1 pseudogene is annotated in these 2332 nt (G+C 72.2%); it reads right to left on the bottom strand.

Features of this window, described 5'->3' with window-relative positions:
• A pseudogene (locus IG99_RS43310) lies at window positions 1-2332 on the bottom strand (AMP-binding protein); the annotation flags it as partial.

Here is a 2332-nt window from a genome sequence, read left to right as displayed (position 1 = left end):
GTCATCCACGTCCAGCACCTGCGTCCAGCCCAGGCCGCGCAGCTCCTCCGGCATGTCCGCCGCGGAGTAGCGGCCCAAATAGTTGAAGCCGATCTGCGGGTCCGGATGTGCTGCGAGGGCCTCGCCCGTCTCGGACCGGGAACATGCTGGTGAACCAGCCCACCGTCCGCGACAGATCCGCGCCCGGAACGACCCCCTCCTCACGCCCGTGCCCCTCCAGGCGCACCAGCAGCGAGGACTCGTCCACCCCGCGGTTCCCGCGCCAGCGGGCCACCGCCAGCGCGAGAGCGGCCAGCAGACCGTCGTTCACCCCCGCCCGGAACGCACCCGGGACCCCCGTCAGCAGCCCCTCGGTCACCGAGGCGTGCAGCTCGACGCGTACCGTGTCCACCGTCGCCATGGTGTCCACGGACCGGTCCACCCGTCGACTGCCCAGCACCGGGTCCGGGCCCTCCAGCACCCGCTGCCACGTCTGCAGTTCGACAGTGCGGTCCGGGGCCGAGGCCTCCTCGGCGAGCGCATGGGCCCAGCGGCGCACCGACGTCGCCACGCCGGGCAGCTCCACCGGTCGGCCGTCACGCACCCGCACCCAGGCCGCCGCCAGGTCGGGCAGCAGAATCCGCCAGGACACCCCGTCCACCACGAGGTGGTGCAGCACCAGCAGCAGCCGGCCCGGCACTGTGGGCCCTGCGTCGAACCACACGAACTGTGCCATCGCCCCCGCAGCCGGATCCAGCCGCCCCATCGCCGCGTTCAGCTCGGCGGATGCCGTCTCACGCCAGGCCCGATCCCAGCGCCCGTCACAGGCGACCCGGCGGATCAGGCCGCCGGCCGGCACGGCACCCGGGGCGTCGACGTGCAGTCCCGGGGCGTCGACGTGCAGTCCCGGTGCGCCGACGTGCAGTCCCGGTGCGCCGTTCCCGGTGACCAGTCGTGAGCGCAGGATGTCGTGGCGGTCCAGGACCGCGTCCAGCGTCGCCGACAAGCTCGCCTCGTCCACCCCGTCCGGCAGATCGACCACCATCGACATCGAGAACCTGTCGAAGCCGCCGCCCAGCTTCAGCAAGTACTCGCCCGTCGGGGTGAGCGGCATCCACCCGACGCCACCTCCCTCGAACTCGTCCAGGACGTCGGCCGTGCCGGTCCGCGCGTTCGCCGCGAGTTCGGCCACCGTGCGGGATGCGAAGATCTGCCGGGGTGTGATCTCGACGCCGCGAGCCCGGGCGCGAGCCACGACCTGGATCGAGCGGATGCTGTCGCCGCCGATGGCGAAGAAGTCGTCGTCCACACCCACCCGGTCGAGCCCCAGTACCTCGGCGTACACCGCCGCCAGCGCTTCCTCCTGCGCGGTACGCGGTGCGCGGTACTCGCCGGCCTGGAACTCCGGCTCGGGCAGGGCCTTGCGGTCGACCTTCCCGTTGGCCTCCAGCGGCATCCGGTCCAGCACGACCAGGGCCGCGGGCACCATGTACTCGGGCAGCCGGTCGGCCACGAAGCGGCGAACCTCGGCCACGTCGACACCCGCGCGCAGGTCGGGGTCGCCCGCGCCGATGCCGTACGCCGGCACGACGTAGCCCACCAGTCGCTTTCCGCCCGAGCCGGGGCCCTGGTGCGGTACATCCGCTCCCCCGCGGGCCCGAACGGGTCGGCCACGAACCGCTCCGCCGTCAGCCCGGGACGCCCGTGGTACCCCCGGCCCACCGCACCCGCGACGTACAGCTCGCCCACCACGCCGACCGGCACGGGGGCGAGGCCGGGTCCCAGTACGTATGCCCGCATGTTGGTGAGCGGACGGCCGATCGGCACGTTGCCGGTGCCGTTCCACGGAGTTGACGGCGGGAGTTGGAAGACGGTCGCGTAGAAGCTCTCGCTCTGCCCGTAACCGTTGACCACCCGTACCCCGGGCAGGGCGGCGCGCACCCGTTCCACGAAGGCCGAGGTCAGCACCTCGCCGGCGAAGACCACCGTCTCGACGCTGGTGCGGTCGGCGATCTCGTCGATCAGCTCGGAGAAGACCGAGGGCACCGCACTGATCGCGCTGCCGGTCCAGCCGTCGCGCTCGCCCAGTTCGAGCACGTCGCGCACCACCTCGACGGTGGCGCCGGCGCACAGGGCGCTGAACACCTCGAACGCCGACACGTCGAAGTTGACCGAGGTGGCGAAGAGCATGCGCGCACCGGGTCCGAGATCCAGGGTGTTCGCCAGCGACATCACGTCGTTCATCACGCCGAACTGGGTGATGGTCACGCCCTTGGGGGTTCCGGTGGAGCCGGAGGTGTACATCACGTACGCCACGTTGTCCGGACGCAGGGCCGCCGAACGCTCCGCGTCG

This window comes from Streptomyces griseus subsp. griseus (assembly GCF_000720255.1).
GTDB classification, from domain to species: domain Bacteria; phylum Actinomycetota; class Actinomycetes; order Streptomycetales; family Streptomycetaceae; genus Streptomyces; species Streptomyces griseus_I.
This window is presented reverse-complemented; position numbering and strand designations above follow the sequence as displayed.